We start from the raw sequence: 25785 nt of genomic DNA, 5'->3' as shown, positions 1-25785 counted from the left end.
ATCCCTCCACCTCCGGGAGCGGAATGACGACGGCGGCATCCCCCGGTGACATCCACGTCAGCCACGAGGAACTCACCCGGCTGCGCATGGCGCTCGGCCGCCTCGGCCGGGTGCTCAGACAGCAGAACGACGAGGGCCTGTCGTACGCGTTGATATCCCTGCTCTTCAACGTGGCCCGCAACCAGCCCACCACCGCCGGCGACCTGGCCGTCAGTGAGGGCGTCAGCCCTCCATCGGTGACCCGCTCCCTCAACCGCCTGTTCGAACTCGGCCTCATCTCCCGCGAACAGGACTCCGTCGACCGCCGGGCCACCCTGATCCGCCTGACCAACGCCGGCATGCTGGAACGCGCCCGCATCCTCCGCAGCCGTGAGGTCTGGCTCTCAGGCCACCTCGACCGCCTCTCCCCCGACGAGCTGACCGCCCTCCTGAACGCGGTCCCCGTCCTGGAACGCCTCTGCGACCCGGAAACATAGGTCCGATGAATATCGAGCCGGTCGGCAGGGTCCAGGTGGAGCGATCCAGGTAGCGCAAGCTCTTGCGTGCTGGTCGTACAGAAGTTTCCTCTGCATTTTTTGAGTGTTGCGTTTAGGTGTCGGGTCCTGCCAAGATGACGCCAGCGGTCCGATGTTACGCGGCGATAACAGGATCCGCTTCGTGTCTCCTGGTGGTGTGTCTGTTGGCATGAAGCCCTGATTCCATTTTCGCCGACTCGACCTCCGCCAGTGGGCGCGACGTGCGTGAACGATCCCTCCAACACGAAGGAGTTGCACGTGACCGTCTCGCGCCGGGGGTTCTTGGCCTCCGCAGTGACCGGATCCGCTCTCGCCGCCGCGTCGTCCACGACGATGTTGTCGGCGCTGTCCAGCGCGGCGAACGCGGCGAGCCCGCCGGGGGACGTGGTCGGGAAGATCACGGTGGGTTATCAGGGGTGGTTCGCCTGTAAGGGGGACGGGGCGCCGATCAACGCGTGGTGGCACTGGAGCGGGGCCAACAACCAGGTGCCGCCGTCGCCGAGCAACAACACGATCGTGGCGTGGCCGGACATGCGGGAGTTCACCAAGAGCTACGTCACCGCGTACTCGAACCTGAACAACGGGCAGCCCGCCACATTGTTCTCCAGCTGGGACCAGCAGGTGGTGGACACGCATTTCCGGTGGATGCGGGAGAACAACATCGACACCGCCGCGTTGCAGCGGTTCAACCCCAATGGCGGGGAAGGTCCCACCCGTGACGCCATGACGGTGAAGGTGCGCGCCGCGGCCGAGGCCAACGGGCGCAAGTGGTACATCATGTACGACGTCACCGACTGGCTGAACATGCAGGCGGAGATCAAGACCGACTGGCTGAACAAGATGTCGGCCCATGTCGCCTCCCCCATGTACGCCAAGCAGAACGGCAAGCCGGTCGTGTGCATCTGGGGGTTCGGCTTCAGCGAGCCCAGCCGCCCGTTCACCCCCGCCCCCTGCCTCGACGTGGTCAACTGGTTCAAGGCCCAGGGCTGTTACGTGATCGGCGGCGTCCCCACGTACTGGCGGCAGGGCATCAACGACTCCCGCGCCGGCTTCGGCGACGTCTACCGCGCGTTCAACATGATCTCGCCATGGATGGTCGGCCGGATCAGCACCCTCCAGGACGCCGACAACTTCTACACCAACCTCACCGTCCCCGACCAGGCCGAATGCAACGCCCGCGGCATCGACTACCAGCCGTGCGTGCTGCCGGGCGAGGTGACCCGCCGCCACCGCCGGCACGGCGACTTCATGTGGCGGCAGTTCTACAACGTCATCCGGGCGGGCTGCCAGGGCATCTACATCTCGATGTTCGACGAGTTCAACGAGGGCAACCAGATCGCCAAGACCACCGAAACGCTGGCGACCGTGCCCGCCAACTCGGGCCTGCTCGCCCTGGACGAGGACGGCACGTTCTGCTCCTCGGACTACTACCTGCGCCTCACCGGCGACGGCGGGCGCATGTTGAAAGGCCAGATCGCGCTCACCGCGATCCGGCCCACACCCCCGGTGGCGGGCGGCGGAGGCGACAACCAGCCGCCCACAGCGCCCGGAAACCTGCAGGTCACCGCCACGACGTCGACCAGCGTGACGCTGTCGTGGTCGGCCGCGTCGGACAATGTCGGCGTGGCGGGCTACCAGGTGCGGCGCGGCACCACGGTGGTGGCCTCCCCGGCGGGCTCGCCGTTCACGGTCACCGGCCTGTCCCCGTCCACCGCCTACAGCTTCAACGTGACCGCGCGGGACGCGGCCGGGAACATCTCCGCCCCGTCGAACACGGTCAACGTGACCACCCCGGCGGCGACCGCGTTCGTCGCGCTGCGCTCCCGGGCCAACAACCTCTTCGTCACGGCCGCGAACGGCGCGGCGCTGATCGCCAACGGCGCCTCGGCCGGGACGGCGCAGCAGTTCGAGCGCGTCAACCTGGGCAACGGAACCATCGCCCTGCGCGCCCGGTCGAACAACCAGTACGTCTGCGCGGAGGCCGCGGGCGCACAGCCGCTGATCGCCAACCGGGCGGCGATCGGCCCGTGGGAGACGTTCGCGCTCATCACCAACCCCAACGGCACGATCACCCTGCGCGCCCAGGCCAACAACCAGTACGTCTGCGCCGAGGGGGCGGGCGCTCAGCCGCTGATCGCCAACCGGGCCGCGATCGGCGGGTGGGAGCAGTTCGACCTGGTCACCCCCTGATTCACGACGACCGCGGGATGAGAGCGCAACCGCGGGCATGACAACCGCCGATCTGACCGGATTCCCAGGTCAGATCGGCGTTCCGCGTCTGTTACGAGCACGTTATCGCAAGCTGTTGACATCCCAAATGTTAGCGATAACAGTCTTGACCATGATGGACCCCTCTTCCCTGACACGTATGGTCACCATCGTCATCCTGGCTCTCGGCCTCGCCGCCTGCGGTTCCAGCGAGAAGACCGTGGACCAGGAAGCCTCCGCCGCCGCCTCGGCCGGAAACGCGGGCGCCCTGGTCGGCGTCACCATGCCCACCAAGTCCTCCGAACGCTGGATCCACGACGGCGACAACGTCAAGGCCGGGCTGGAGAAGCTCGGCTACCAGGTCGATCTGCAGTACGCGGAGAACGACATCCCCACCCAGGTCAACCAGATCGAGAATCAGATCACCAAGGGCGCCAAGCTCCTGATCATCGCCTCCATCGACGGCACGGCCATCACCACCCAGCTGCAGGAGGCCGCGGACAAGAAGATCCCGGTCATCGCCTACGACCGGTTGATCCGCAACAGCCCGAACGTGGACTACTACTCCACTTTCGACAACTTCAAGGTGGGTGTGCAGCAGGCCACTTCCCTGCTCACCGGCCTCAAGGTGGTCAACGCCGACGGCTCCGCGGGCGACGCGAAGGGCCCGTTCAACGTGGAACTGTTCGCCGGCTCCCCCGACGACAACAACGCCACCTTCTTCTTCAACGGCGCGATGTCGATACTCCAGCCGCACATCGACAAGGGCACCCTGGTCGTCAAGAGCGGGCAGACCGACTTCAAGACCGTCGCCATCCTGCGCTGGGACCCGGCCACCGCGCAGAAGCGCATGGAGGACATCCTCACCAAGACCTACAGCGGCGGCGACCAGGTGGCGGGCGTGCTCTCGCCGTACGACGGGCTGTCGATCGGGATCCTGTCGGCGCTGAAGAGCAATGGTTACGGCACCTCGGACCAGCCGTACCCGATCGTGACCGGGCAGGACGCCGAGCTGGCCTCGGTCAAGTCGATCATCGCGGACGAGCAGTACTCGACGATCTACAAGGACACCCGCCAGCTCGCCGACGTCACCGTGAAGATGACCGACGCCCTGCTCAAGGGCGGCACGCCCGAGGTGAACAACACCAAGGACTACGACAACGGCAACAAGGTCGTGCCGTCGTTCCTGCTCGAACCGATCATCGTGGACAAGAGCAACTACCAGCAGGCGCTGATCGACACCGGCTACTACACGGCTGCCCAGCTCGGATGAGCGATGACATCCTGCGCATGCGCGCGATCACCAAGACCTTCCCCGGCGTACGGGCGCTGCACGATGTGAACCTGTCGGTGCGCCGGGGCGAGATCCACGCGATCTGCGGGGAGAACGGCGCCGGAAAGTCCACGCTGATGAAGGTGCTTTCCGGGGTGTACCCGCACGGCTCGTACGACGGCGAGATCACCTTCGACGGCGAGCCCGGCCGGTTCTCCGACATCCGCGACAGCGAGCGGCGCGGGATCGTCATCATCCACCAGGAGCTCGCGCTCTGCCCGCAGCTGTCGATCGCGGAGAACATCTTCCTCGGCAACGAGCGGGCGAAGCGCGGGATCGTGGACTGGAACCGGACCAACCACGAGGCCGCGCGGCTGCTCGACCGGGTCGGGCTGCGGGAGAACCCGGTGACCATGGTGGCCGACATCGGCGTCGGCAAGCAGCAGCTGGTCGAGATCGCCAAGGCGCTGGCCAAGGAGGTCCGCCTGCTCATCCTGGACGAGCCGACCGCGGCGCTCAACGACGAGGACTCCGCGCATCTGCTCGACCTGCTCCGCGGCCTGCGCGCCGAGGGCGTCACCTGCGTGATCATCTCCCACAAGCTGAACGAGGTCGCCTCGATCGCCGACTCGATCACCATCCTGCGCGACGGCCGGTTGATCGAGACCCTCGACCTCGCCGCCGACGAGGTCACCGAGGATCGCATCATCTCCGGCATGGTCGGCCGCGACCTGGAACACCGTTTTCCGGCACGTGTTCCCGAGATCGGCCCCGAGGCCCTGCGCATCGAGGACTGGACCGTGCACAGCCCCGTCCAGCGCGGCCGGGCCGTCGTCGCCGGCGCCACCCTGTCGGTCTGCCGTGGCGAGATCGTCGGCCTGGCCGGGCTGATGGGCGCGGGCCGCACCGAGCTGGCGATGAGCGTCTTCGGCCGGGCGTACGGGACGGACATCTCCGGCCGTATCTACCGCGACAGCCGCGAGGTGGAGATCCGCACGGTACGGGACGCCATCCGGCACGGCATCGCGTACGCCACCGAGGACCGCAAACGTTACGGCCTCAACCTGATCGAGGACATCAAGCGCAACGTCTCCGCCGCCGACCTGAGCCGGCTGGCCCGGCGGGGCTGGGTCGACGACAACGAGGAGTACCGCGTCGCCGAGCAGTACCGCCGCGACCTGGGCATCAAGGCGCCCAGCGTGCTCAGCGTCACCGGCAAGCTCAGCGGCGGCAACCAGCAGAAGGTCGTGCTGTCCAAGTGGATCTTCACGGACGCGGACGTTCTGATCCTGGACGAACCGACCCGCGGCATCGACGTCGGCGCCAAGTACGAGATCTATTCGATCATCAACCGGCTGGCCGGCGCCGGAAAGGCCCTGCTGGTCATCTCCTCCGAGCTCCCGGAACTCCTCGGCCTCTGCGACCGCATCTACACCCTGTCGGCGGGCCGCGTCACCGGCGAGGTCACGCGCGCCGACGCCACCCAGGAACGCCTCATGCAACTGATGACCAAGGAACAGCCCCGATGACCGCTTCATGGCTCGGCCGATCGCTGAACATTCGTCAGAGCGGCATTTATATCGCGTTCGCCCTGATCGTCGTGCTCTTCTCGATTCTGACCGACGGGGCCCTGCTCCAGCCGCAGAACATCTCCAACATCATCGTCCAGAACTCCTACATCCTCATCCTGTCCATCGGCATGATCCTGATCATCATCGCCGGGCACATCGACCTGTCGGTCGGTTCTGTGGTCGCCGTCACCGGCGCCATCGCCGCCGTCCTCATGGTCGAATACGGCCTGCCCTGGCCGCTCGCCCTGCTGCTCACGCTGATCGCGGGCGGCGTCATCGGCGCCTGGCAGGGCTACTGGATCGCCTACTACGGCATCCCCGCCTTCATCGTCACCCTCGCCGGGATGCTGCTGTTCCGCGCCCTCACCCTCACGGTCCTGGGCAACCAGGGCATCGGCCCCTTTCCCGATCCGGTCCGTACGCTGTCCAACGGATTCACCGACGGCTACCTGGGCAACATCGGCCTGGGCCCGCTCGGCGGCGCCGACCTGTTCAGCCTGATCGTCGGCGCCCTGGTCATCACCGGCATGGCCACCGCCCAGTGGCGCACCCGCGCCGCCCGGCTCGGCTACCACCAGTCCGTCGACCCCCTCCCCGTCTTCCTCCTCAAGCTCCTCATCGCGGCCGCGGTCATCATCGTCGTGGTCGTGCAGCTGGCCCGCTTCAAGAACCTGCCCTGGGTCCTGGTCCTGCTTGCCCTCCTGGTCCTCGCCTACTCCCTCCTGACCACCCGCGCCGTCTTCGGCCGCCAGATCTACGCCATCGGCGGCAACCTCCAGGCCGCCCAGCTCTCCGGCATCAACGTCAAACAGGTCGTCTTCTGGATCTTCGTCAACATGGGCGTGCTGTCCGCCCTCGCCGGTGTGATCTTCGCGGGCCGCCTCAACCAGGCGGGCCCCACCGCCGGCAACGCCTTCGAACTGGACGCCATCGCCGCCGCCTTCATCGGCGGCGCCGCGGTTCAGGGCGGCGTCGGCAAGGTCGTCGGCGCCATCACCGGCGGCCTCATCATGGGCGTCATCAACAACGGCATGTCCCTGATCGGCTCCCCCAGCGAGCGCGTCATGCTCGTCAAGGGCATCGTCCTGCTCGCCGCCGTGGCCTTCGACGTCTGGACCAAACGCCGCGCCACCCGCTGATTCACGATTGTCGGCGGCGATCCGTAACGTGGGTCCCCGAGTGGCGGGCGGAAGTGCCCGCCACCGGGTGATTGGATCGCTGCGTGGAGGCTTCGGTCGAGCGGCTGGTGTTCGTCCGGGAGGACGAGTTCACCATCGCCCGGATGACCGCCGAGGGCGGGCCCGGTTTCATCGCGGCCGGGCGCGCCCTCGCGGGGGTCCAGCCTGGGGAGACCCTTCGGCTGACCGGCGAGTGGGGCGAGCATCCCCGCCACGGCCGCCGTTTCACCGTCACCGCGTGCGAGCGTGTCGCCCCGGCGACGGTCCCGGCCATCCGGGCTTACCTGGGCTCCGGGCTGATCCGCGGCATCGGCCCCCGGCTGGCGCACGCGATCGTCGGCCATTTCGGCGAGAGCACGCTGCACGTGATCGACACCGACCCGGAGCGGCTGCGCGAGGTCATCAACATCGGGCCGGGGCGGCAGGCGCAGATCGTGCAGGCCTGGCTGGAGCAGAAGTCCATCGCCGCGCTGATGCTGGTCCTGCAGGGTTTCGGTCTCAGCCCCCTGCTCGCCGCCAAGATCTACCAGGTGTACGGCGAGCGTTCCGCCGACGTTCTCGCCACCGATCCGTACCAGCTGATCGGCCAGGTCAGAGGGATCGCGTTCGGCATCGCGGACCGGATCGCGCTGCGCTCAGGCGTGCCCGAGCGGAGCCCGCAACGGATCAAGGCGGCCATCGTGGACCGGCTCGAATCGGCGGGCGTCCGCGCGGGGCACTGCTTCTTACCGCTGACGGCGTTGCTCGCGGAGACCGCCGAGCTGATCGACCAGGACCGGGCGCTCATCCGCGGGTCGCTGGACGCGCTCACCGCCGAGCGCCGGGTGGTCGTCGAAGCCCTGTCGGGCCAGAGCGTCGTGTATCTCAAGGAGCAGCACAGCCGGGAGGTGGCCCTGGCCGCCCAGCTGACCCGGCTGCTGCGGGCCAAATCCACGCTGCTTGGGCGGGCGTACGAGGAGGATGAACAGCTGCACGACGATCAGCGGGCCGCGATGACCCTGGCCCTGACCTGCACGGTGAGCATCCTCACCGGCGGTCCCGGCTGCGGCAAGAGCCACACGGTCCGGGCGATCGCGGCGGCCGTCCGGGCGATGGGCGGCACGGTCACGCTCACCGCGCCCACCGGCAAGGCCGCCAAACGCCTGTCGGAGCTCACCGGCCTGCCCGCGATGACCGTGCACCGCATGCTCGCCCGCGCCGAGCCCGACGATTCGCCCGATCTGTTCTCCGAGCTGAGTCCCACCCAGGCCGATCTCATCGTGGTCGACGAGGCGTCGATGCTGGACCTGCACCTGGCGACCAGGCTGCTCGCGGCGGTCCCGACCGGCAGCCACCTGCTGCTGGTCGGCGACAGCGACCAGCTGCCGAGCATCGGCCCCGGCAACGTGCTGGCCGACCTGCTGAACGTCGAGGAGATCGCGCGGGTCCGGCTGACCCACGTCTTCCGCCAGGCCGCCGGCAGCGGGATCATCCAGGCCGCGCACCGCATCCGCGCGGGCGAGCTTCCCGCCCTGCCCGGGCGTGGCGGTTTCTGGTTCGAGGAGGTCGGCGATCCCGGGAAGGTGGCCGAACGGGTGATCCACCTGGCCACGGTGGCGATCCCCCGCAAGCAGAACGTCAGCCCCGACAAGGTGCAGGTGCTCTGCCCGATGCGCAAGGGAACCACCGGAACGCTGGAGATCGGCCGTACCATCCAGGATCGTCTCAATCCGGCCCGCGACGAGATTCCGGAGCACTGGTCGGGCGCCTCGGTCTTCCGGCCGGGCGATCGGGTCATGCCGATCCGCAACAACTACGACAAGAACGTCTTCAACGGGGAGACCGCCACGGTGGCCGCCGTCCTCCCGCAGGATCGCCTGATCCGTCTCACCACCGACGACGGCCGCTCGGTCGACTACGGCTTCGACGAGCTCGACGACCTGACCCACTGCTACGCGATCAGCGTGCACCGCGCCCAGGGCAGCGAATACCCCTTCGTGGTGGCTCCGCTGGTGAACGAGGCGGGCGGCGTCATGCTCCGGCGCCGCCTGCTCTACACCCTGGTCACCCGGGCCCGCTCCTGGGTCGTGCTGGTCGGCCAGCGCGAGGCCCTGCATCTGGCCGTCCGCCAGCTTGGGAGCCGCCGCAACACCGGTCTGACCCGCAGGTTACAGACATAGCGAGGCTGTCCAACGGTGTCCAGGATTCGGGGGGAATCGGGAGGAGGTTGCCGATCATTGCGGGCACTGCCCGGTGCTCGTGAAAGGTGCAAGGACCATGAAACGAATTCCCATTCTCAGCGTTCTCCTGTCGGTGGCGTTCCTGGCGTCGCCGGCCCGAGCGGGAACGGACACGACGCCGCCGTCGAAGCCGCCGGCGCCGACGTCCAGCAGCGTCACCACCACGATGGCGAACGTGTCCTGGGGGGAGGCCACCGACAATGTGCAGGTCACGGGGTATCACCTGCAGCAGCTCGTGGGCGGCTCGTGGACCACGATCCGGACGGTCGCGGCGCATCAGCGTTTCCAGACCGTCAGCGGCCTGACGCCGGGCAGCGCGTACTCGTTCGCGGTCATCGCCTTCGACGCCGCGGGGAACACCTCGGTCCGCTCAGATCCGGGAGGTTTCACCACGCTGGCGCTCACCGCCACGCCGGCCTGCCGGGTCCAGGTCATCACGTTCAGCCCGGGATTCCAGGCCACGGTCACGATCGTCAACACGACCTCCGCCGCCACGAACGGGTGGACGATCGGCTTCGACCTGCCCGCGACGGCGTCGACGGGCGGCACGTTCAACGGGGTCATGAGCCGGAGCGGAGGTTCCGGGACGATCACTCCTGCGGTGTACAACGCGGCGATCGCGCCGGGCGTGCAGTCGTTCGTCGGCTTCTCGGGTTCGGCTGCTCCGTTCACTCCGCCGAGCGGTTTCACGCTCAACGGCCTGCCCTGCACGGGGTGAGATCGGGATCGTGCGCGGCCCCGGTCGCGCACGATCCTTCCGCGTGGTTTCCTTCACCCATCGACGGCGTATCGGGTTGGCGGCTGGCGGAGGTCCGTACTCTGGCGGACCTCTCGCGCGTGCTGCGCGGGCTGCGGCGGCGGCACGCGCGGCGCCGGGGAACCTCCGAGCTGACCTACCGCGAGCTGGCGGCGAAGACAGGATGGTCGCACGGGATCATCGGCGAGTACCTGTCCGGGCGGGTCCTCCCGCCGACCGACCGGTTCGACGTGCTGATCGGCCTGCTCGGCGCGACCCCCGCCGAGCAGGGGGCGCTCGCCACGGCCCGCGACCAGGTCGAGGAGAACCGCCGGCAGGCGCTCCCCGCCCCGGTGCCCAGGCAACTCCCCATGGACGTGTACGGTTTCACCGGCCGAACCGAGCAACTCGCCACCCTGCACGCCCTGCTGGCTCCCGGCGAGCGGCGCACCGCCGTGATCTCCGCGGTGGCGGGAACGGCAGGGGCGGGCAAGACCGCGCTGGCCGTGCACTGGGCCCACCAGGTGGCGAAACGTTTCCCCGACGGCCAGCTCTACCTTGATCTTCGCGGCTACGACCCCGAACGGCCGGTGCCGGCGGCCGACGCGCTGGCGGGCTTCCTGCGGAGCCTCGGCGTGGATGGGCAGGACATACCCGACGATCTATCCGAACGTGCGGCTCGCTATCGCACGCTCGTGGCCGGGCGGCGTTTGCTCATCGTGCTGGACAACGCCCGCGGCGCCGATCATGTGCGGCCGCTGCTGCCCGGCAGCCCGTCCTGCTTCGTCGTGGTGACCAGCCGGGAGGATCTCGCTGGGCTGGTCGCGCGCGACGGGGCCAGGCGGATAGAGCTGGACATGCTGAGCACGCCCGAGGCGATCGCCCTGCTGCGCGCCCTGATCGGGGAACGGGTGGACAAATCGCCCTCGCAGGCGGCGGAGCTGGCCGAGAACTGCGCGCGGCTGCCGCTGGCGTTGCGGATCGCGGCCGAACTTGCCGTCGCGCGGCCCGGCGTGGCGCTGGCGGAGTTGGTCGCCGGATTGCGTGACGAGCAGCGGCGGCTGGACCTCCTGGACGCGGCCGGGGACCCGCGCACGGCGGTCCGCGCCGTCTTCTCCTGGTCGTATCGGCAGCTCAGCGCGGACGCGGCGCGGCTGTTCGATCTGCTCGGCCTGCATCCGGGGCGGGACATCGACGCGTATGCCGCCGCGGCCCTGGCGGGTGCCGGCCTCGGGCGGGCGCGGGAACTGGTCGAGGAGCTGGCCCGGGGCCACCTGCTGGAATCGGCGGGACCGGGCCGATACACGATGCACGACCTGCTCCGCGCCTTCGCCGTCGAGAACGCGACAGACCCGCACGCGGCGCTGACCCGATTGCTGAACTATTACCGATATACGGCGGCTTCGGCCGCGGGAGTGTTGTTCCCCTACGAGCGCGGGCGGCCCGAGCCGGACGTTCCCGGCTCACCGGTGCCGCCGGTGGACGAGGTCGTGGCCTGGCTTGACCGGGAACGACCGAATCTGGTGGCCGTCGCCGACTACGCGGCCCGCCACGGCTGGCCCGGGCACTGCGTCGACCTCTCCCGCGCGCTCTGGCGGCATTTCGAGGTCGGCTGCCACTACCAGGAGGCGCTCGCCGTCCACACCAGCGCCGCGCGGGCCGCGCTCGCGGCGGGCGAAGGACGGGCGGCCGCCCTGGCCAACCTTGGCGGCATCCACTGGTGGCTGGGCGACTTCCGGCAGGCCGGGGAGCGGTTCCGCCAGTCCCTCGCCGCCGCCCGCGAAACCGGGGATCTCGAGGGGGAGGCCAGGGCGCTGGGCCGCCTCGGGGTGGTGGCCGAGCGGCTGGGCGAGCTCCCGAGCGCCCTCGGGTATCTGGGGGACGCGCTGGCGCTCTGCCGCCGTACCGGGAACCGGCACGGAACGGGCACCCAGCTGATCAACATCGGCGCGCTGTACCGGCGGCTGGGCCGTTACGAGGACGCGGCCGAGCACCAGCTCGAAGCCGCCGACGTCTTCGCCGAGGTGGGCGATCTGCGTTTGCGCGGATACGCGCTCGGCAACCTCGGCGCGCTGTACGGCCTGCTCGGGCGGCACGAGGGAGCGCTCACCCACCTGGAGCAAGCCCTGGCGAACTGCCGCGAATCCGGCGATCCAGGCGGGGAAGGCAGCGCGCTGGCGGCGATGGGCGCGGTGTACCTGCGCCTGGGGCGTCACCCGGAAGCCCTCGACCACCTGCGCCGGGCGCTGGCCGGCAGCCGCGAGACGGGTGATCGCAGCCTGGAGACCGAGACCCTCAACACGCTCGGCGAGACGCTGCGCGCGATGGGACAGCCGGATTCGGCCCTCGCCCGCCACCGGGCCGCGCACGCGCTGACCGAGGAGACCGGCGATCAGTACGAGCACGCGCGGGCCCTCGCCGGCATCGCCCACGTGCTCCACGACAGCGGTCACACCCGGCAGGCCCGGGAGAATTGGCGCGTCGCGGCGGACATCTACCGCCGGTTGGGCGTGCCGGAGACCCAGCGGATCGAGATCCTGCTCAGCGAATGATCAGCAGGGAACGCCGTTGACGGTGATGTCGCCCGGCGTCTCCGTGGCCACCGCGAAAGCCGTCCAGCCGAACGTGCGCACCTGCCCGGTCGCGATCCGGCCGTTCCACGCCAGGTTGCTCGCGGTCATGTCGTACGGCGTGCGCTGCGACAGGTTCGCCCGCCAGACGGCGGACTTGGCGGTCGCGGTGGGGAACGTCCAGCTGGCCTGCCAGGAATCGATCGCCGGCCCGTTGTTGGTGATGCTCAGCTCGGCGCTGAACGCCCCGGACCAGGCCACGAACTCGTATTCACAGCTGAACACCGGCACCGCACTCGCGGGGGCGGGAACGACCGCGCCCACGAGCACCGCGAGCACGACAGCCGCTTGGGAGATCGACTTCATTCGGCTCACATTGGCCCGCTCCACTCCCCCCGTCAACGCTCCAAGATCACCCAAAGGCCCGACCGGCCATGGACGCTGAAACTTTCGCGCCGGGGAACCCGATCCGTACGGGCACAGGATGTCGGGTGCGGCAGGCTGGGTGCTTCCTAACGTGGAGATCGGAAGGAAGGAGGGCGGAACGTGCTGGACCGCTTGAACCAGGCCATGGACCACATCGAGCGGCATCTCGATCAGCCGATCGAGATCGCGGACCTCGCGCGGATCGCGGTCACCTCGGAGTACCACTTCCGGCGGATGTTCTCGGCGCTGGCCGGGTTCCCGCTGTCGGAGTACATCCGCCGCAGGCGGCTCACCGTCGCCGGGGCCGAGGTGCTGGCGGGCGACCGCACGCTGCTCGACATCGCCGTGCGGTACGGCTACGGCTCGGGCGAGGCGTTCGCCCGCGCGTTCCGCGCCATGCACGGCGTCGGCCCTGGCGAGGCCCGGCGCACCGGAGCGGCACTGCACGCCCAGCCACGGATGTCCTTCCGCCTCGTCATCGAAGGGAGCAGCAGCATGCGATACCGGCTTGTGGAGAAGGAGACATTCAAGGTGGTCGGGAAGAAGACCCGTATTCCCCTGGTGCACGAGGGGATGAACCCGGCGCTGGTCGCCTTCATCCGGGGCCTCGGCCAGGAGACCATCGACCGCATCGCGGCACTGTCCGACCTGGAGCCGCGCGGCATCCTCAGCGTCACCGACGACGCGGACGAGAGCCGCGCGGAGGGCACCGAGCTCGACTACTACCAGGCGGCGGCGACCACCGCTCCGACACCCGACGACATGGAGTCCCTCACCGTGCCCGCCGGGACGTGGGCGGTCTTCGAGGACTCGGGGCCGAGCCCGCACTCGGTGCAGTACTTGTGGCGGGATGTGTACACCCAGTGGTTCCCGTCCAATCCGTACCAGAGCAGGCCGGGGCCCACGCTCCTGAGCACGCGGCTGTCGCAGGACGGGGCGCACGCGGACTCGGAGCTCTGGATCCCCGTTGAGCGGGCGGCCGCCCGTTAGCGGGCCAGCCGGGCGGCGCGCGCGTGCAGATACCGCTGCTGGGGCAGGCTCATCGTGAGCCGGGCCGCCGCTAGGTAACAGTCGCGCGCGCCGCTACTGTCTCCGGCCATCTCCAGCAGGTGCGCCCGGACGGCGTGGAGCCGGTGGTCGTCGGCGAGCCGGTCGTCGAGGCCGGCCAGCAGGGTCAGACCGGCTTGAGGGCCGCGGACCATGGCCACCGCGACGGCGTGGTTCAGGGCGACCATGGGGTTGGGGGATATGCGCAAGAGCACGCCGTACAAGGCCATGATCTGGGGCCAGTCGGTCGCCGCCGCGGTCTCGGCCTCGTCGTGGACGGCGGCGATGGCCGCCTGCAGCTGGTAGGGGCCGGTCGCGCCGCGTGGGAGGGCGTCGCTGATCAGGCGGACGCCCTCGGCGATGAGGTCGGCGTTCCAGCGGCCGCGATCTTGCTCGGCCATCGGGATCAGCGAACCGTCAGGGCCGGTACGGGCGGGGCGGCGGGCGTCGGTGAGCAGCATCAGGGCCAGCAGCCCGGTCACCTCGCCGTCCTGGGGCAGCAGCCGGTGGACCAGGCGTGCCAGCCGGATGGCCTCGGCGGAGAGTTCCCGGCGGTGCAGAGTCGGGCCTGACGTGCTCGCGTATCCCTCGTTGAAGATCAGGTAGAGCACGTGCAAGACCACGGCGAGCCGTTCGGCGCGCTCTGGGCCCGACGGCATGCGGAACGGCAGGCCGCTGTCCTTGATGCGCTGCTTGGCCCGGGTGATCCGCCGGGTCATCGTCGCTTCGGGCACCAGGAACGCGCGGGCGATCTCCGCGGTGGTCAGGCCGCCGACGGCGCGCAGGGTGAGCGCGATCTGGGAGGCCGCCGACAGCGACGGATGGCAGCACAGGAAGAGCAGGATGAGCGTGTCGTCGGAGTCCTCCGGCCGCTGGTCGGCGGGCGGGGCGTCCAGCGGCGTCCAGCGGGCGACGGTGTCCTCGCGGCGCCGGCGGGCCTGCTGGGCGCGGAGCAGGTCGGTCAGCCGCCGGGAGGCGACCGTGATCAGCCAGGACTGCGGGTTGTCCGGGAGTCCCTCCTTGGGCCACTGGACGGCGGCGGCCAGGAGGGCTTCCTGCACCGCGTCCTCGGCGGTGTCGAAATGCCCGTACCGCCGGACGAGGGCGCCGAGGACCTGCGGCGCGCACTGCCGCAGCAGGTCCTCGACCTCGTGCTCGGTCACGCCGGGGGCAGCAGTTCGCCGGCGCCGTCGACGATGGGCCGGATGTCCGCGTAGAACACCTGCTCCCCGTCGGCCGGATGCGGGGTGTTCGCCAGCTGGGCGGCGATCTCGGTCGCCCGGTCGAAGCTCGCGCAGTCGACGATCGTGTAACCGGCGAGGACCTCCTGCGTCTCCGGGTACGGCCCGTCCGTCATGACCGGGACGCCGTTCTGGAGGGAGACCCGGCGGGTGTGCACGGGCGCGGCCAGGCCCTGGGCGTCGACGAATTCGCCGGATTCGACCAGGTCGTTGTTCCACTTCTGCATGAAGGCGTGCATCGCGCCGAAGTCCTCCGGGGTCCAGGCGGGCCCGTCGGTGCTCTGGCCGGTCATCGCGTCGTAGTCCTGCTGGGATCCGTACAGCATGATCATGTATTTCATGGTCTCTCCTTCGCCGTGGGCCTTCTCACCAGTGACGTCGGAGCCGTCCGGGGCAACCGGACATCGTCGTTCAGGTAAGTCGCATCGCCGGGTCGATACCGCGCAGCATCATGCCCTGTCCCCGGGAACGATGGACGTCGTCGACGGGCAGCGCTTCCGGGTCGCGGAACTGTACCAGCCAGGTGGTGCGCGCTTCGTCCGCCGAGTTGATCCCCGACCCGTGCACGGTGAGGTAGCTGAAGAGCAGCACATCCCCCGCCTCCGCCTCGATGGGAACCGCGGCTTCGAGCGGCCATTCGTCAAGCGGAAGATGCCAGCCGCCCTCCTCCACATGCGGCAGGATCCCGCGCTTGTGACTCCCCGGCATCACCCGGACACAGCCCTTCTCCTCGGGCGCGTCGTCGAAGTGGAAGATGGCCGCCCCCACCGCGTCCGTCGCGTGCGGAAAATGAGCGGCGTCCTGATGCATGGGAAACGGCGACCCCTTCTCCGCCGGCTTCACGAAGATCTTCGTGTGATGCAACTGCACGTTCTCGGTCCCCAGCACCGCCGCCGCCACATCGGTGAACCGCGGATCCACCATCAACTTCGCGAACGCCGCCGAATAGAACTGCGCATCATGACAATGCCGCAACTCAGTCGGCCCACCCGCCAACCCCCGCGCACTCCCCCACGTCGGATCCGTCTTCCGCAACCGCCCCAACACCCCATGACACTCATCCCGATACGCCGCCGCCTCCCCCTTCCCCAGCAACCCCTTGACGAGCAGATACCCGTTCTCCCGATAGAACCCCACATCAACCATGCCGCTCTCCCACATCGAACCCCACCCCCTGATAATGCCCACAAACACCGATCGTGACCGTACGAGCGGATCTGGGTATTGACCAAGCGTTTGCATGGTGGAGTACATTCACGCTGGCTGTGGATTCGCGGTCGTAGGCTTCCGCTGCGAGGGAAGACATGGATCTGAGTGCTGACTACGTCGTGGTGGGGGCCGGGAGTGCCGGGTGTGTGCTGGCCAGGCGGCTGGCCGAGGGTGGGGCGAGGGTGGTCCTGCTGGAGGCGGGTGGGTCGGATCGGACGATGTGGGTGCGGAAGCCGGGGATGATCGCGGTCTTTCACAGCATTCCGCAGTTGAAGAAGCGGCTCGACTGGGGGTATTACAGCGCGCCGCAGGCGGATGCGCTCGGGCGGGAGATACCGCAGACGCGGGGGCGGGTGCTCGGCGGGTCCGGGTCGATCAACGGCATGGTGTTCGTACGGGGGAACAGGCGGAACTACGACGACTGGGCGGCGGACGGGTGCGCGGGGTGGAGTTTCGCCGACGTGCTGCCGAGTTTCAAGCGGATGGAGAGCTGGGAGGACGGCGCGAGCGAGTTACGCGGGGGCGGCGGGCCGATCCGGGTGACCCGGGCGAAGGACATCACGCCGGCGACGCAGGCGTTCATCGAGGCGCTGGCCGACACGGCGGGCGTGAAGCGGAACGACGACTACAACGGGGAGTCGCAGGAGGGCGCGGCGCTGTTCCAGCAGAGCGCGTACGGCGGGCTGCGGTACAGCTCGTCGGTGGGATATCTGGACGATCACGGCCTGCCCAACCTCACCGTCACCACGGGCTGCCTGGTGACGCGGATCGTGATCGTGAACGGCCGGGCGACAGGGGTGGAGGTCGCCGGGAAGTCCGGAACGGGGATGATCCGGGCCACCCGGGAGGTGATCCTCACGGCGGGCGCCTTCGGTTCGGCGCAGCTGCTGATGCTCTCCGGGGTCGGACCGGCCGCGCATCTGCGGGAGCACGGGATCGAGGTGGTCGCCGATCTTCCCGTCGGGGACAACCTGCACGATCACATGTTCGTGCCGATGAGTTTCCTCATGAAGTCGGCGCGCAACCGGGGCACGGCGCCGTACTTCGCGGCGGGGATGATCAAAGAGACGCTGCGCGGCGGGACGTGGGTGAGCCGCAGCGTCTTCGAAGGCGTCGGATTCGTCCGCAGCTCGCAGGCCGGGGATGTGCCGGATCTCCAGATTCACGCGCTTCCCTGGGGGTATCCCGGCCCGAACCAGGACGCGCCCATCCGGCACAAGGTGGACCCGCGCCCGTCCCTCACGCTGCTGGCCACGCTGATCTACCCCAAGAGCCGGGGCACGCTCCGGCTGGCCTCCGCCGATCCGGCCGCCGCGCCGATCATCGACCCGGCCTACCTGCACGACCCCGACGACCGCAGGCTGCTCCTGGACGGGATCGAGCTGATCCGCGAGGTCATGGCCAACAAGATCATCGCTGATGGTGTCGGCGGGGAGATCTCCCCCGGCCCGGACTACCCGGACCGCGCCGCCCTCGAGGACGAGGTGGCCAACCGCGCGACCACCGTCTACCACCCGGTGGGCACCTGCCGGATGGGCTCCGACGAACGCGCCGTCGTCGATCCCGCCCTCCGGGTCCGGGGCGTCGAAGGGCTCCGCGTCGCCGACGCGTCGATCATGCCGAGCATCGTCGGCGGCAACACGAACGCCCCCAGCATGATGATCGGTGAACACTGCGCGGCCCTCATGGTGGCAAACTCCTGATCCATGAGGATCAACATCACCGAGTTCCGCGGCCTGACGGCGGCGGCGAGCGCGTGAGCCGACTGGACGCGATACGCGGGAGCAGCCTGCCGGTCGCCCACAACGCGCGCGCCATCGCCGCGCTGGCCGCCAACCCCGCGTGCGATCGGCGGGCCGTCCTGGACGGCGCCGGGATCGACAAAAGCACAATCGTGGAGCATCTCGGGTTCCCCGCACGGTTCGGCCAGTCGCCGTTCGCGATCACGCGGACCCGGGAGTTCAAGGCGATCGTCAAGGCCGACGAGGGCGCGCACGTGCTGCGGCTGCTGCGCGAGCTGCTGGACCTTCCGGTGAAAGAGGCGGAATATCACGACGTCGGTCATGCCAGCGGCCAAGAAGCGCGGCACCGGCACACCATGGACGTGCTCGGCGCGGCGGCACCCGAGACGGCCACCCTCGTCGACCACCCGCTGGTCAAGCTCGGCGTGGCGGGCTACGAGGTCTACCTGGAACCGGACGTCATCGCCTTCCAGGCCGACCACCGCCTCCACGTGGTGGCCATCAAGTCGTTCCCGATCATCGACGGCCAGGCCGACCCGGGGAAGGTGTCCGCCGCCGCCCGCGAAGCGGCCGTCTACGTGCACGCGATGCGGGAGCTGTTCGGGCTGGACCCCGAACGCGTGTCCCACGATGTCATCCTGATCTGCCCCAAGGATTTCATGAACTTCCCGACCGCCTGCCTGGTCGACGTGCGCCTCCAGCTCGAAGCGCTCAAGCGGCAACTGGCGCGCCTGGCCCGGATCGACACGATCCTCGACCGGCTGCCCCCCGACCTCAGCCTCGACCTGCGGCTGGCCGGCGAGACGCCGACCCGCCCGGCGGCCGAGCTCGGCGCGGCCCTGTCCGCCATTCCGGCGAGGTACGCCCCCGAGTGCCTGGCCGCGTGTGAGATGGCCTACTTCTGCCGGGACGAAGCCCGCGCGTGCGGCTCGCTGGAAGCCCTGGGACGGTCCGTACGCGACGATCTCGGCGGCATCGAGTCGCTGGACATGGCGATCGAGCTCATGGGGGGCGAAAACGTCCCGACCGAGCACGCGGCCATCGCCGAACGGCTGGGTTTCGTGCGGAGGATCCTCGACGAGGCGGTCGCGTGAGCCTGCTGCGATCGTTCCTGACCGTGCGAGCCGTCCGGGACGGGCGGGCCCAGCCGGCCGCGACCGTGCGCCACGCCCACCTGTCGGCGGAGCCGCTGGTGTTCATCCCGCTGCGGATGGCCGGCGAGGCCGCCGCGCCGCTGGCCGCGGTGCTCGGCACCGACCGCGCCGCCCCTAGGCTCCTGGTCGTCGCGAACCCCCGCGACCGCGACCAGCGTTTCGCCTTCATGGCCGAACTCGCCGAACTCGTAGTGCCCTATATCCAGAAATATGCCGCGCAGGTGGAAATTTCGGATACCAAGAGCGCGTACGAGCGCTGCCTGGACGCCCCGCAGATCCTGGTCCCCAACCCCGGCGGGATCGCCTTCACCCGGCTGATCGGGCGGTCCACCCGGTTCCGCGCGACCGAGGGCCCGCACGCGGTCCCGCCGCCGGTCCCCCTGCTGGGCCGCTGGCTGACCTTCCTCCACGAACGCGCCGAGTTCGCCGGTTCGGCCATGCTGCTCGCCATGACCGACGTCCTCGCCGAACACTGGGTCACCGGCCTGAGCGCCGCCGAGAACGGCAACCTGGCCGCGCAGCTGGCCTGGATCGATCCGCCCGAGGGCAGCACAGGCCCGCAGGCCGCGCTCCTCGCGGAGGATCCGCTGCGCTCACCCCCGGCCGGGCCCGACACCGATCCGGGTTTCGACCGGCATGTCCTGCAACCGCTCATCCACGGATCCCCGGCCCGGCTCCACGAGGCGCTGCGGGGGCAGCTCGAACCCACCTGGAACCTGATGTGGCGTGCGGTCGATCTGCTGCGTGCCGTACCCGAAGCGGAAAGCGCGGCGGGGCGGTGGGAACGGGATCGTGCGGCGCTGGCCAGGCAGAGCGCGTCGATCGCCGAAGGCGGGCCGCCGCCGGGGCGGTGGGACAGCGCGGTCGCGGCGGCGCGGCGGCTGTCCGCGCTGGAGGGCGCGCGGCAGAGCTACGAGGCGAGCAAGGCGTTCGACGACCCGCTGGTGATGGCCGACCACCGGGCCGAGGGCGCCGCCTTCGCCGGGCGGGTGATCGCCGTCGACGCCGACCGGAAGATCATCCCGCCCGGCAAGAAGCGCATGGTGGCCCGCCCGCTGGTAAGCGTCCAAACCAGCGATCCGGTACGGCTCCCGCCTGGCCGGAAACTCCTGTCCCCCGCACGCCCGAAACAGGGCACCGTCCTCATGTCCGTGGACGCCGATATCGTGACCCTCCAGGTCAACAGCGGCATGACCAAGGACGCGACCCTGCCCGCGCCCGGCGAGATCGTCTGCTACACCGAACTCGACCCCGCGGGCGCCCGGCGGCCAACGCTCCCCGACGTGGCGGAAACCCCCTGGACCCACGGCGGCCCGCCCCCCGCGTACGTACCGACCGACGAGGACGCGCAGGAGGCGTGGTCATGACACCCCAGGAACGAGCCAGGGCCACCACCGCCGAAATCCTCACCGACTACACCAGCGGCGCCCATCGCGGGCTGGTCGTCGACTCCCCGCCCGGGGCGGGCAAGACCACCCTGGTCGTGTCGGCCACCATCGAACTGGTCAAAGCCGACCAGCGGCTGATGATCGTCGCCCAGACCAACGAGCAGGTCGACGACCTGGTCGACAAGCTCGCGAGCAACGCGCCCGGCGCCTCCATCGGCCGCCTGCACGCCGAGGGTTTCGAACCCCCTGACCGCGTCACCCGCCACCCCGGAGTCACCCTCCACAACAAGATCGAAAATGTGGAGAACTGTCAGGTCGTCGTGGCCACCGCCGACAAATGGGCGTACATTTCCGGGCGCGCCTGGGAGTGGGCGATCGTGGACGAGGCCTACCAGATGCGGTCGGACAAGCTCCTCGCCGTCGCCCCGCTCTTCGCCGCCGGCCACACCCTGTTCGTCGGCGACCCCGGCCAGCTCGACCCGTTCTCGGTGATCGAGAGCGACCGCTGGACCGGCATGGCCTGGGATCCCCTGCAGAGCGCCGTCGCGGTGACCCAGCGCATCAACAACCTCAAGGTCCACCAGCTCCCCGTCTCCTGGCGGCTCCCCGCCAGCGCGGCCCCGATCGTCTCCCGCGCCTTCTACCCCGCCGCGGGCTTCTCCCCCGGCACCGCCCCCGGCGACCGCCGCCTCGAACTCACCGTCCCCGGCCCGCGCGACCCCACCATCGAGGAAGCCGCCGTCTCCGGCTGGGCCCTGCACGAACTCCCCGACCGCCACACCGTCCGCACCGACCCCGAGGTGGCCCACGCGCTCGCCGCCCTGGCGCGCAGGATCCTGGAACGCGGCACCGTCGCCCACGACGAGCACGGCTCCCATCCCGTCACCCCCGACCGCATCGCCATCGGCTGCGCCCACAACGACCAGGTGGCCGCCGTCCGCGCCGCGGGCGTCCCGCAGGGCGTCACCGTCGACACCGCCAACCGCCTCCAAGGCCGCGAATACGACATCACCCTCGTCTGGCACCCGCTCTCCGGCCGTCGCGACGCCACCGCCTTCCACCTCGAATCCGGCCGCCTCTGCGTCCTCACCTCCCGCCACCGCCACGCCTGCGTCGTCGTGGCCCGCGCGGGCATCCCCGCCCTGCTCGACCACCACCCCTCCAGCCCCCGCATCCAGCTCAACGTGCCGATCAAGTTCCCCGACGGCTGGATCGCGAACCACACGATCCTGGCCCACCTCGAACAGCACCGGATCCGGTCTCACATGTTGTGACGGAGGTTGTCGGGGCTGTGCCAGCCGAGGAGGGTCTCCGTCATGCGGACGGCGTCCACGGAGGCGCGGACGTCGTGGACGCGGATGATGCGGGCGCCGTTGAGGATGCAGAAGACGGCGGCGGCGAGGGAGCCGGGAAGCCGGTCGTGCTGGGCCCTGCTGAGGGTTTCGCCGATGAAGTCCTTGTTGGAGAGGGCGACCAGGAGCGGATGGCCCAGGGCGGCGATCTCGGGGAGGCGGCGGGTCAGGGCCAGGGTGTGGAGGGTGTTCTTGTTGAGGTCGTGACCGGGATCGATGATGATCTTGTCGGAGGCGACGCCGGAGTGGCGGGCGAAGGCGACGCGGTCACGGAGGAAGGTGACGACCTCCGCGGTCACGTCGTCGTAGGTGGGGCGGGGGTGGCGGACGCGGGGCCCGGAGAGGCTGTGGGTGACCACCAGGCCGGCGTTGGCGGTGGCCACCTCCGTGGCGAGGGCGGGGTCGCTGACGCCGCTGGTGTCGTTGACGACGTCGGCGCCGGCCTTGAGGGCGGCCTCGGCCACGACGCCGCGGTGCGTGTCGACGGAGATGACGGCGTCGGTGGCGGCGCGCACGGCCTCGATCAGCGGGACCACGCGGTCGATCTCCTCGGCCGCCTCGACCTGAGGGCCGTCGGGCCCGAACGGCACGCCGCCGATGTCCAGCCAGTCGGCGCCGTCGGAGACCGCGGTGAGCGCGGCCTCGACCGCCCGGTCCAGGGCGAAGGTGCGGCCCCGGTCGTGGAAGGAGTCAGGCGTGCGGTTGATGATGGCCATCACCGCGACCTGCCGCGAGAAGTCGAACGTCCGGGCTCCCAGCTTCATTACCCTGCCGATCTCAGATCCCATATCCGGTTTGTACCGGAAACCCTGCCCGTACATGCGGGTGTCAGCCTGTGATGGCGTGGCGTTCGAGGAAGGCGTACACGTCGGCCTCGTCCACGCCGGGGAACGAACCGGGCGGAAGCGCCGCCAGCACATGGGAGTGCGCGCGCGCCGACGGCCAGGCGTACCCGTCCCAGCGCTGGGACAGCTCCGACGGCGGGCGGCGGCAGCACTCGCCCGCGGGGCAGTTCGACTTCTTCCGCACCGTCGTCTCCCGCCCCCGGAACCAGCGCGACTCCCGGAAGGGCACCCCCAGGGTGATCGCGAAATCCTTCTCCTGGGACGGATCCACGTGCGCCACGCAGAAATGGGTGCCCGTCGGCGAGTCCGAATACTGGTGGTACGGCGAGAATCGATCCCTGGCCTGGAAGACCTGCCGCCCCGACCACTGCTGGCACAGCCGCTGCCCCTCGATGGCCCCCTGCTCATCGGCGGGAAAGATGATCCCGTCGTTCTCGTACGCCTTGTAGATGATCCCGCCCGCGTCGTTCCGCACGAAGTGGCACACCAGGTCCAGATGGTGGGTCGCCAGGTTCGTGAAGCGGTGGGCCGCCATCTCGTACGACACCGCGAACACGTCCCGCAGATCCTCCACCGACAGCGCCCTATCCCGCTTGGCCTCCAGCAGGTACGGCGCCGCCGCGGCCTCCGGCACCAGGACCGCCGCGGCGAAGTAATTGGCCTCCACCCGCTGGCGCAGGAAATCCGCGAAGTCCCGCGGCTTGTGGTGGGCGAGGGCGAAGTGCCCGATGGTCTGGAGCAGGATGGTCCGCGGCGTGTGCATCCCGAGCTGCTCGCGCTTGAGATAGATCCGCCGGTTGCGGAGATCGGTCACGGAACGCGCGGATCGCGGGAGGTCCGGGGCGGTGTGCACGGTGAACCCGAAATGCGCGACCAGCGCCTGCACCGTGCTCTGCGACAGGGCGCCGCTCCGGTACCCGACGGCCGCCAGCGCCTCGGCGGCGGCCCGCTCGATGTCCTCGAAGTAGTTGCCCAGCTCGCTCTGCTTGCGCCGGAGCTCGGCGTTGGCGGCGCGGGCCTCCTCCGGGGTGGCGGTGCCCTTCGCCTGCCGCGCCTTGAGCTCCTCGAACAGGGCCAGGATGTGTTCGAGCACGTCGTTGGGGACCCGGGCGGACACCTTCAGCCGGGAAAGACCGAGGTCGGCGTAGAGCGGATCGCGCTGGGCCTCCTCCAGGGCGATCTCCAGCTGCGCCCGCCGGTTCGGCGCCTGCCGCCGCAGCAGCTCCTCGACCGGCACGTTCAGCGCCCCGGCCAGCGATTTCAGCAGCGACAGCTTCGGCTCCCGCTTGCCGTTCTCCAGCAGCGACAGCTGGCTCGGCGCCCGCCCGACCCGTTCGCCGAGCTCGGACAGGGTGAGCCCGCGCTGCCGCCGCAGGTGCTTCAGCCGCTGGCCGAAGGCCAGAAGATCGAGCTCCTGCGTCAAAGACAGCGGTTCTTCACCGAGCAAGGAGGGCATGCAGCGATCCTAGGCAGAATTTCACGCCTTCTTCCACCCCTGTGTGAGCCACCCCACACCACCACCCCTCATCAACCCAAGAAATCCGGGTAAAACACCATATATCAAGACAAAACGACCCAGGTTCGTGTGACCCACCTCACACGGATTGGTCTAGTCCAAAGAGAAAAGTCGTCGATTCTTCTCCTGCGAATACCCGTCAGTATTTTGTCACAAGAAAATTTGGCCTTCTTTCGAGCTTCCCTGGCTTGCCGGATCTCTTGACGTCGACACAAACTCGGACCAAGCACCCAGGTGACGACACCGCCGTCGGCGAGCCCCCGGGCCGCGGACGAGCACGCAACAAGGGAGTGAAAAGATGATGGTCGAACGCCTCAGATCCGCCGCCGCCCAACTGCGGCACGACTGGGAGAGCAATCCCCGTTGGTCCGGCACCGAGCGGACGTACGCCCCTGAGGACGTGGTGAAACTGCGCGGTTCCGTGCAGGAACAGTTCACCCTCGCCCGCCTCGGCGCCAAGCGCCTGTGGGACCTCCTGCACACCGAGGACTACGTGAGCTCGCTCGGCGCGCTCACCGGCAACCAGGCCGTGCAGCAGGTGAAGGCGGGCCTGAAGGCCATCTACCTGTCCGGCTGGCAGGTCGCCGCCGACGCCAACCTGAGCGGGCAGACCTACCCGGACCAGAGCCTCTACCCGGCCAACTCGGTCCCGTCCGTGGTCCGCCGGATCAACAACGCGCTGCTGCGGGCCGACCAGATCACCTGGGCCGAGTCGTTCCACAACGGCGTCGACGACCCGCCGCAGTGGATGGCCCCGATCGTGGCCGACGCCGAGGCCGGGTTCGGCGGCGTGCTCAACGCCTTCGAGCTGATGCGCGCCATGATCGCGTCCGGCGCCGCGGGCGTGCACTGGGAGGACCAGCTGGCCTCGGAGAAGAAGTGCGGCCACCTCGGCGGCAAGGTCCTCATCCCGACCGGGCAGCACATCAAGACCCTGAACGCGGCCCGGCTGGCGGCCGACGTCTGTGGCGTGCCCACGGTGATCATCGCACGCACCGACGCGCAGGCGGCGACCCTGCTGACCAGCGACGTCGACCCCCGGGACCAGCCGTTCACCACCGGTGAGCGGACCGCGGAGGGCTTCTACCGGGTGCGCGAGGGGCTGCAGCCGTGCATCGCCCGCGGCCTGGCGTACGCGCCGTACTCCGATCTGCTCTGGATGGAGACCGCCACGCCGGACCTGGACGTGGCCCGCCGGTTCGCCGAGGCCATCAAGGCCGAATACCCGGAGCAGATGCTCGCCTACAACTGCTCCCCGTCGTTCAACTGGAAGCAGCACCTGGACGACTCGGCGATCGCCAAGTTCCAGCGCGAGCTCGGCCACATGGGATACAAGTTCCAGTTCATCACCCTGGCCGGCTTCCACTCGCTCAACTACTCGATGTTCGACCTGGCCAGCGGCTACGCCGAGGACGGCATGACCGCCTACGTCGAGCTCCAGGAGCGGGAGTTCGCGGCCGAGTCCCGCGGCTACACCGCCACCAAGCACCAGCGTGAGGTCGGCACCGGCTACTTCGACCTGGTGAGCACGGCCATCGCGCCGGACTCGGCGACCACCGCCCTGAAGGGCTCCACGGAGGAAGCCCAGTTCTGAC

Annotated in this window: 20 protein-coding genes; 14 read left to right on the top strand and 6 right to left on the bottom strand. The window is 69.5% G+C overall.

Going from position 1 to position 25785, the window contains the following annotated elements:
- The first annotated feature begins 23 nt into the window (after positions 1 to 23).
- The 8 genes from Aple_RS28545 to Aple_RS28510 all read left to right on the top strand — a co-directional run bounded on the left by Aple_RS28545 (position 24) and on the right by Aple_RS28510 (position 12252).
- The gene (locus tag Aple_RS28545) at positions 24 to 476 is read left to right on the top strand and encodes a MarR family winged helix-turn-helix transcriptional regulator (RefSeq protein ID WP_170321701.1); all 453 of its coding nucleotides are present in this window, start codon (positions 24 to 26) and stop codon (positions 474 to 476) included.
- A 297-nt stretch (positions 477 to 773) separates the two neighbouring features.
- Positions 774 to 2705, top strand: coding sequence for a fibronectin type III domain-containing protein (locus tag Aple_RS54745; RefSeq protein ID WP_246264845.1), 1932 nt, complete (start codon positions 774 to 776; stop codon positions 2703 to 2705).
- A gap of 178 nt (positions 2706 to 2883) precedes the next feature.
- Complete coding sequence (chvE, locus tag Aple_RS28535; protein ID WP_174889891.1) at positions 2884 to 3996, top strand: multiple monosaccharide ABC transporter substrate-binding protein; 1113 nt, start codon at positions 2884 to 2886, stop codon at positions 3994 to 3996.
- Positions 3993 to 5525, top strand: a complete 1533-nt coding sequence (mmsA, locus tag Aple_RS28530) for a multiple monosaccharide ABC transporter ATP-binding protein (protein ID WP_155347812.1) — start codon at positions 3993 to 3995, stop codon at positions 5523 to 5525. Before chvE ends, mmsA begins: the two co-directional genes overlap by 4 nt.
- Positions 5522 to 6706, top strand: coding sequence for a multiple monosaccharide ABC transporter permease (gene mmsB, locus Aple_RS28525; RefSeq protein WP_155347811.1), 1185 nt, complete (start codon positions 5522 to 5524; stop codon positions 6704 to 6706). The genes mmsA and mmsB overlap by 4 nt, the downstream gene beginning before the upstream one ends.
- A gap of 83 nt (positions 6707 to 6789) precedes the next feature.
- Positions 6790 to 8904, top strand: coding sequence for an SF1B family DNA helicase RecD2 (gene recD2, locus Aple_RS28520; protein WP_246264844.1), 2115 nt, complete (start codon positions 6790 to 6792; stop codon positions 8902 to 8904).
- A gap of 97 nt (positions 8905 to 9001) precedes the next feature.
- On the top strand, positions 9002 to 9682 hold the full coding sequence (locus tag Aple_RS28515; protein WP_155347810.1) for a cellulose binding domain-containing protein: 681 nt from the start codon (positions 9002 to 9004) through the stop codon (positions 9680 to 9682).
- On the top strand, positions 9679 to 12252 hold the full coding sequence (locus Aple_RS28510; protein WP_155347809.1) for an ATP-binding protein: 2574 nt from the start codon (positions 9679 to 9681) through the stop codon (positions 12250 to 12252). Before Aple_RS28515 ends, Aple_RS28510 begins: the two co-directional genes overlap by 4 nt.
- Here Aple_RS28510 and Aple_RS52230 read toward each other — a convergent pair whose 3' ends face one another.
- Positions 12253 to 12636: a cellulose binding domain-containing protein gene (locus Aple_RS52230; RefSeq protein ID WP_246264852.1), complete on the bottom strand. Its 384-nt coding sequence runs from the start codon at positions 12634 to 12636 to the stop codon at positions 12253 to 12255. It abuts the gene before it with no gap.
- Positions 12637 to 12816: 180 nt separating this feature from the next.
- Here Aple_RS52230 and Aple_RS28500 point away from each other — a divergent pair, with 180 nt between their 5' ends.
- Positions 12817 to 13686 (top strand): AraC family transcriptional regulator, encoded by an 870-nt coding sequence (locus Aple_RS28500; RefSeq protein ID WP_155347807.1) that lies wholly within the window; start codon positions 12817 to 12819, stop codon positions 13684 to 13686.
- Here Aple_RS28500 and Aple_RS28495 read toward each other — a convergent pair.
- From Aple_RS28495 to Aple_RS28485, 3 genes are all read right to left on the bottom strand, one after another.
- Positions 13683 to 14906, bottom strand: coding sequence for an RNA polymerase sigma factor (locus Aple_RS28495; protein ID WP_155347806.1), 1224 nt, complete (start codon positions 14904 to 14906; stop codon positions 13683 to 13685). The genes Aple_RS28500 and Aple_RS28495 overlap by 4 nt on opposite strands.
- Positions 14903 to 15325 carry a YciI family protein gene (locus Aple_RS28490; protein WP_155347805.1) on the bottom strand — a complete coding sequence of 141 codons (423 nt, stop codon included), beginning with the start codon at positions 15323 to 15325 and terminating at the stop codon, positions 14903 to 14905. Before Aple_RS28490 ends, Aple_RS28495 begins: the two co-directional genes overlap by 4 nt.
- Before the next feature lie 70 nt (positions 15326 to 15395).
- Complete coding sequence (locus tag Aple_RS28485; RefSeq protein ID WP_155347804.1) at positions 15396 to 16130, bottom strand: phytanoyl-CoA dioxygenase family protein; 735 nt, start codon at positions 16128 to 16130, stop codon at positions 15396 to 15398.
- Positions 16131 to 16288: 158 nt separating this feature from the next.
- Between Aple_RS28485 and Aple_RS28480 the strand changes: the two genes are divergently transcribed.
- From Aple_RS28480 to Aple_RS28465, 4 genes are read left to right on the top strand one after another with little or no spacing between them, the layout of a single operon-like run.
- Positions 16289 to 17896: a GMC family oxidoreductase gene (locus tag Aple_RS28480; RefSeq protein ID WP_155347803.1), complete on the top strand. Its 1608-nt coding sequence runs from the start codon at positions 16289 to 16291 to the stop codon at positions 17894 to 17896.
- Between the two features lie 53 nt (positions 17897 to 17949).
- Entirely contained in the window at positions 17950 to 19029 is a 1080-nt protein-coding gene (locus Aple_RS28475) for a hypothetical protein (RefSeq protein WP_155347802.1), read from the top strand.
- The gene (locus Aple_RS28470; RefSeq protein WP_155347801.1) at positions 19026 to 20456 is read left to right on the top strand and encodes a serine/threonine-protein kinase; all 1431 of its coding nucleotides are present in this window, start codon (positions 19026 to 19028) and stop codon (positions 20454 to 20456) included. Before Aple_RS28475 ends, Aple_RS28470 begins: the two co-directional genes overlap by 4 nt.
- Positions 20453 to 21751: an AAA family ATPase gene (locus Aple_RS28465; protein ID WP_155347800.1), complete on the top strand. Its 1299-nt coding sequence runs from the start codon at positions 20453 to 20455 to the stop codon at positions 21749 to 21751. The genes Aple_RS28470 and Aple_RS28465 overlap by 4 nt, the downstream gene beginning before the upstream one ends.
- Here the strand turns inward: Aple_RS28465 and folP are convergent.
- Positions 21739 to 22593 (bottom strand): dihydropteroate synthase, encoded by an 855-nt coding sequence (gene folP, locus Aple_RS28460; RefSeq protein ID WP_246264843.1) that lies wholly within the window; start codon positions 22591 to 22593, stop codon positions 21739 to 21741. The two genes, Aple_RS28465 and folP, sit on opposite strands and share 13 nt — an antisense overlap.
- 64 nt (positions 22594 to 22657) lie before the next feature.
- The gene (locus tag Aple_RS28455; protein ID WP_246264842.1) at positions 22658 to 24130 is read right to left on the bottom strand and encodes an XRE family transcriptional regulator; all 1473 of its coding nucleotides are present in this window, start codon (positions 24128 to 24130) and stop codon (positions 22658 to 22660) included.
- 361 nt (positions 24131 to 24491) lie between these two features.
- On the opposite strand from Aple_RS28455, the gene aceA reads away from it, so the two are divergent.
- Positions 24492 to 25784 (top strand): isocitrate lyase, encoded by a 1293-nt coding sequence (gene aceA, locus Aple_RS28450; protein WP_155347867.1) that lies wholly within the window; start codon positions 24492 to 24494, stop codon positions 25782 to 25784.
- Position 25785 lies beyond the last annotated feature (1 nt).

Origin of the sequence: Acrocarpospora pleiomorpha, from assembly GCF_009687885.1 — a bacterium.
In the GTDB taxonomy this organism is placed as follows: Bacteria; Actinomycetota; Actinomycetes; order Streptosporangiales; family Streptosporangiaceae; genus Acrocarpospora; species Acrocarpospora pleiomorpha.
The sequence above is the reverse complement of the archived record's forward strand: the minus strand, read 5'-3'. Positions and strand labels throughout refer to the sequence as shown.

What these genes read in the sequence shown, in the direction of transcription:
- Aple_RS28545 (WP_170321701.1), top strand. Translation starts at nt 24, where the DNA reads ATGACGACGGCGGCATCCCCCGGTGACATCCACGTCAGCCACGAGGAA.
- chvE (WP_174889891.1), top strand. Translation starts at nt 2,884, where the DNA reads ATGGTCACCATCGTCATCCTGGCTCTCGGCCTCGCCGCCTGCGGTTCC.
- mmsA (WP_155347812.1), top strand. Translation starts at nt 3,993, where the DNA reads ATGAGCGATGACATCCTGCGCATGCGCGCGATCACCAAGACCTTCCCC.
- mmsB (WP_155347811.1), top strand. Translation starts at nt 5,522, where the DNA reads ATGACCGCTTCATGGCTCGGCCGATCGCTGAACATTCGTCAGAGCGGC.
- Aple_RS28515 (WP_155347810.1), top strand. Translation starts at nt 9,002, where the DNA reads ATGAAACGAATTCCCATTCTCAGCGTTCTCCTGTCGGTGGCGTTCCTG.
- Aple_RS52230 (WP_246264852.1), bottom strand. Translation starts at nt 12,636, where the DNA reads ATGAAGTCGATCTCCCAAGCGGCTGTCGTGCTCGCGGTGCTCGTGGGC.
- Aple_RS28490 (WP_155347805.1), bottom strand. Translation starts at nt 15,325, where the DNA reads ATGAAATACATGATCATGCTGTACGGATCCCAGCAGGACTACGACGCG.
- Aple_RS28485 (WP_155347804.1), bottom strand. Translation starts at nt 16,130, where the DNA reads ATGGTTGATGTGGGGTTCTATCGGGAGAACGGGTATCTGCTCGTCAAG.
- Aple_RS28480 (WP_155347803.1), top strand. Translation starts at nt 16,289, where the DNA reads ATGGATCTGAGTGCTGACTACGTCGTGGTGGGGGCCGGGAGTGCCGGG.
- Aple_RS28465 (WP_155347800.1), top strand. Translation starts at nt 20,453, where the DNA reads ATGACACCCCAGGAACGAGCCAGGGCCACCACCGCCGAAATCCTCACC.
- folP (WP_246264843.1), bottom strand. Translation starts at nt 22,593, where the DNA reads ATGAAGCTGGGAGCCCGGACGTTCGACTTCTCGCGGCAGGTCGCGGTG.
- Aple_RS28455 (WP_246264842.1), bottom strand. Translation starts at nt 24,130, where the DNA reads ATGCCCTCCTTGCTCGGTGAAGAACCGCTGTCTTTGACGCAGGAGCTC.
- aceA (WP_155347867.1), top strand. Translation starts at nt 24,492, where the DNA reads ATGGTCGAACGCCTCAGATCCGCCGCCGCCCAACTGCGGCACGACTGG.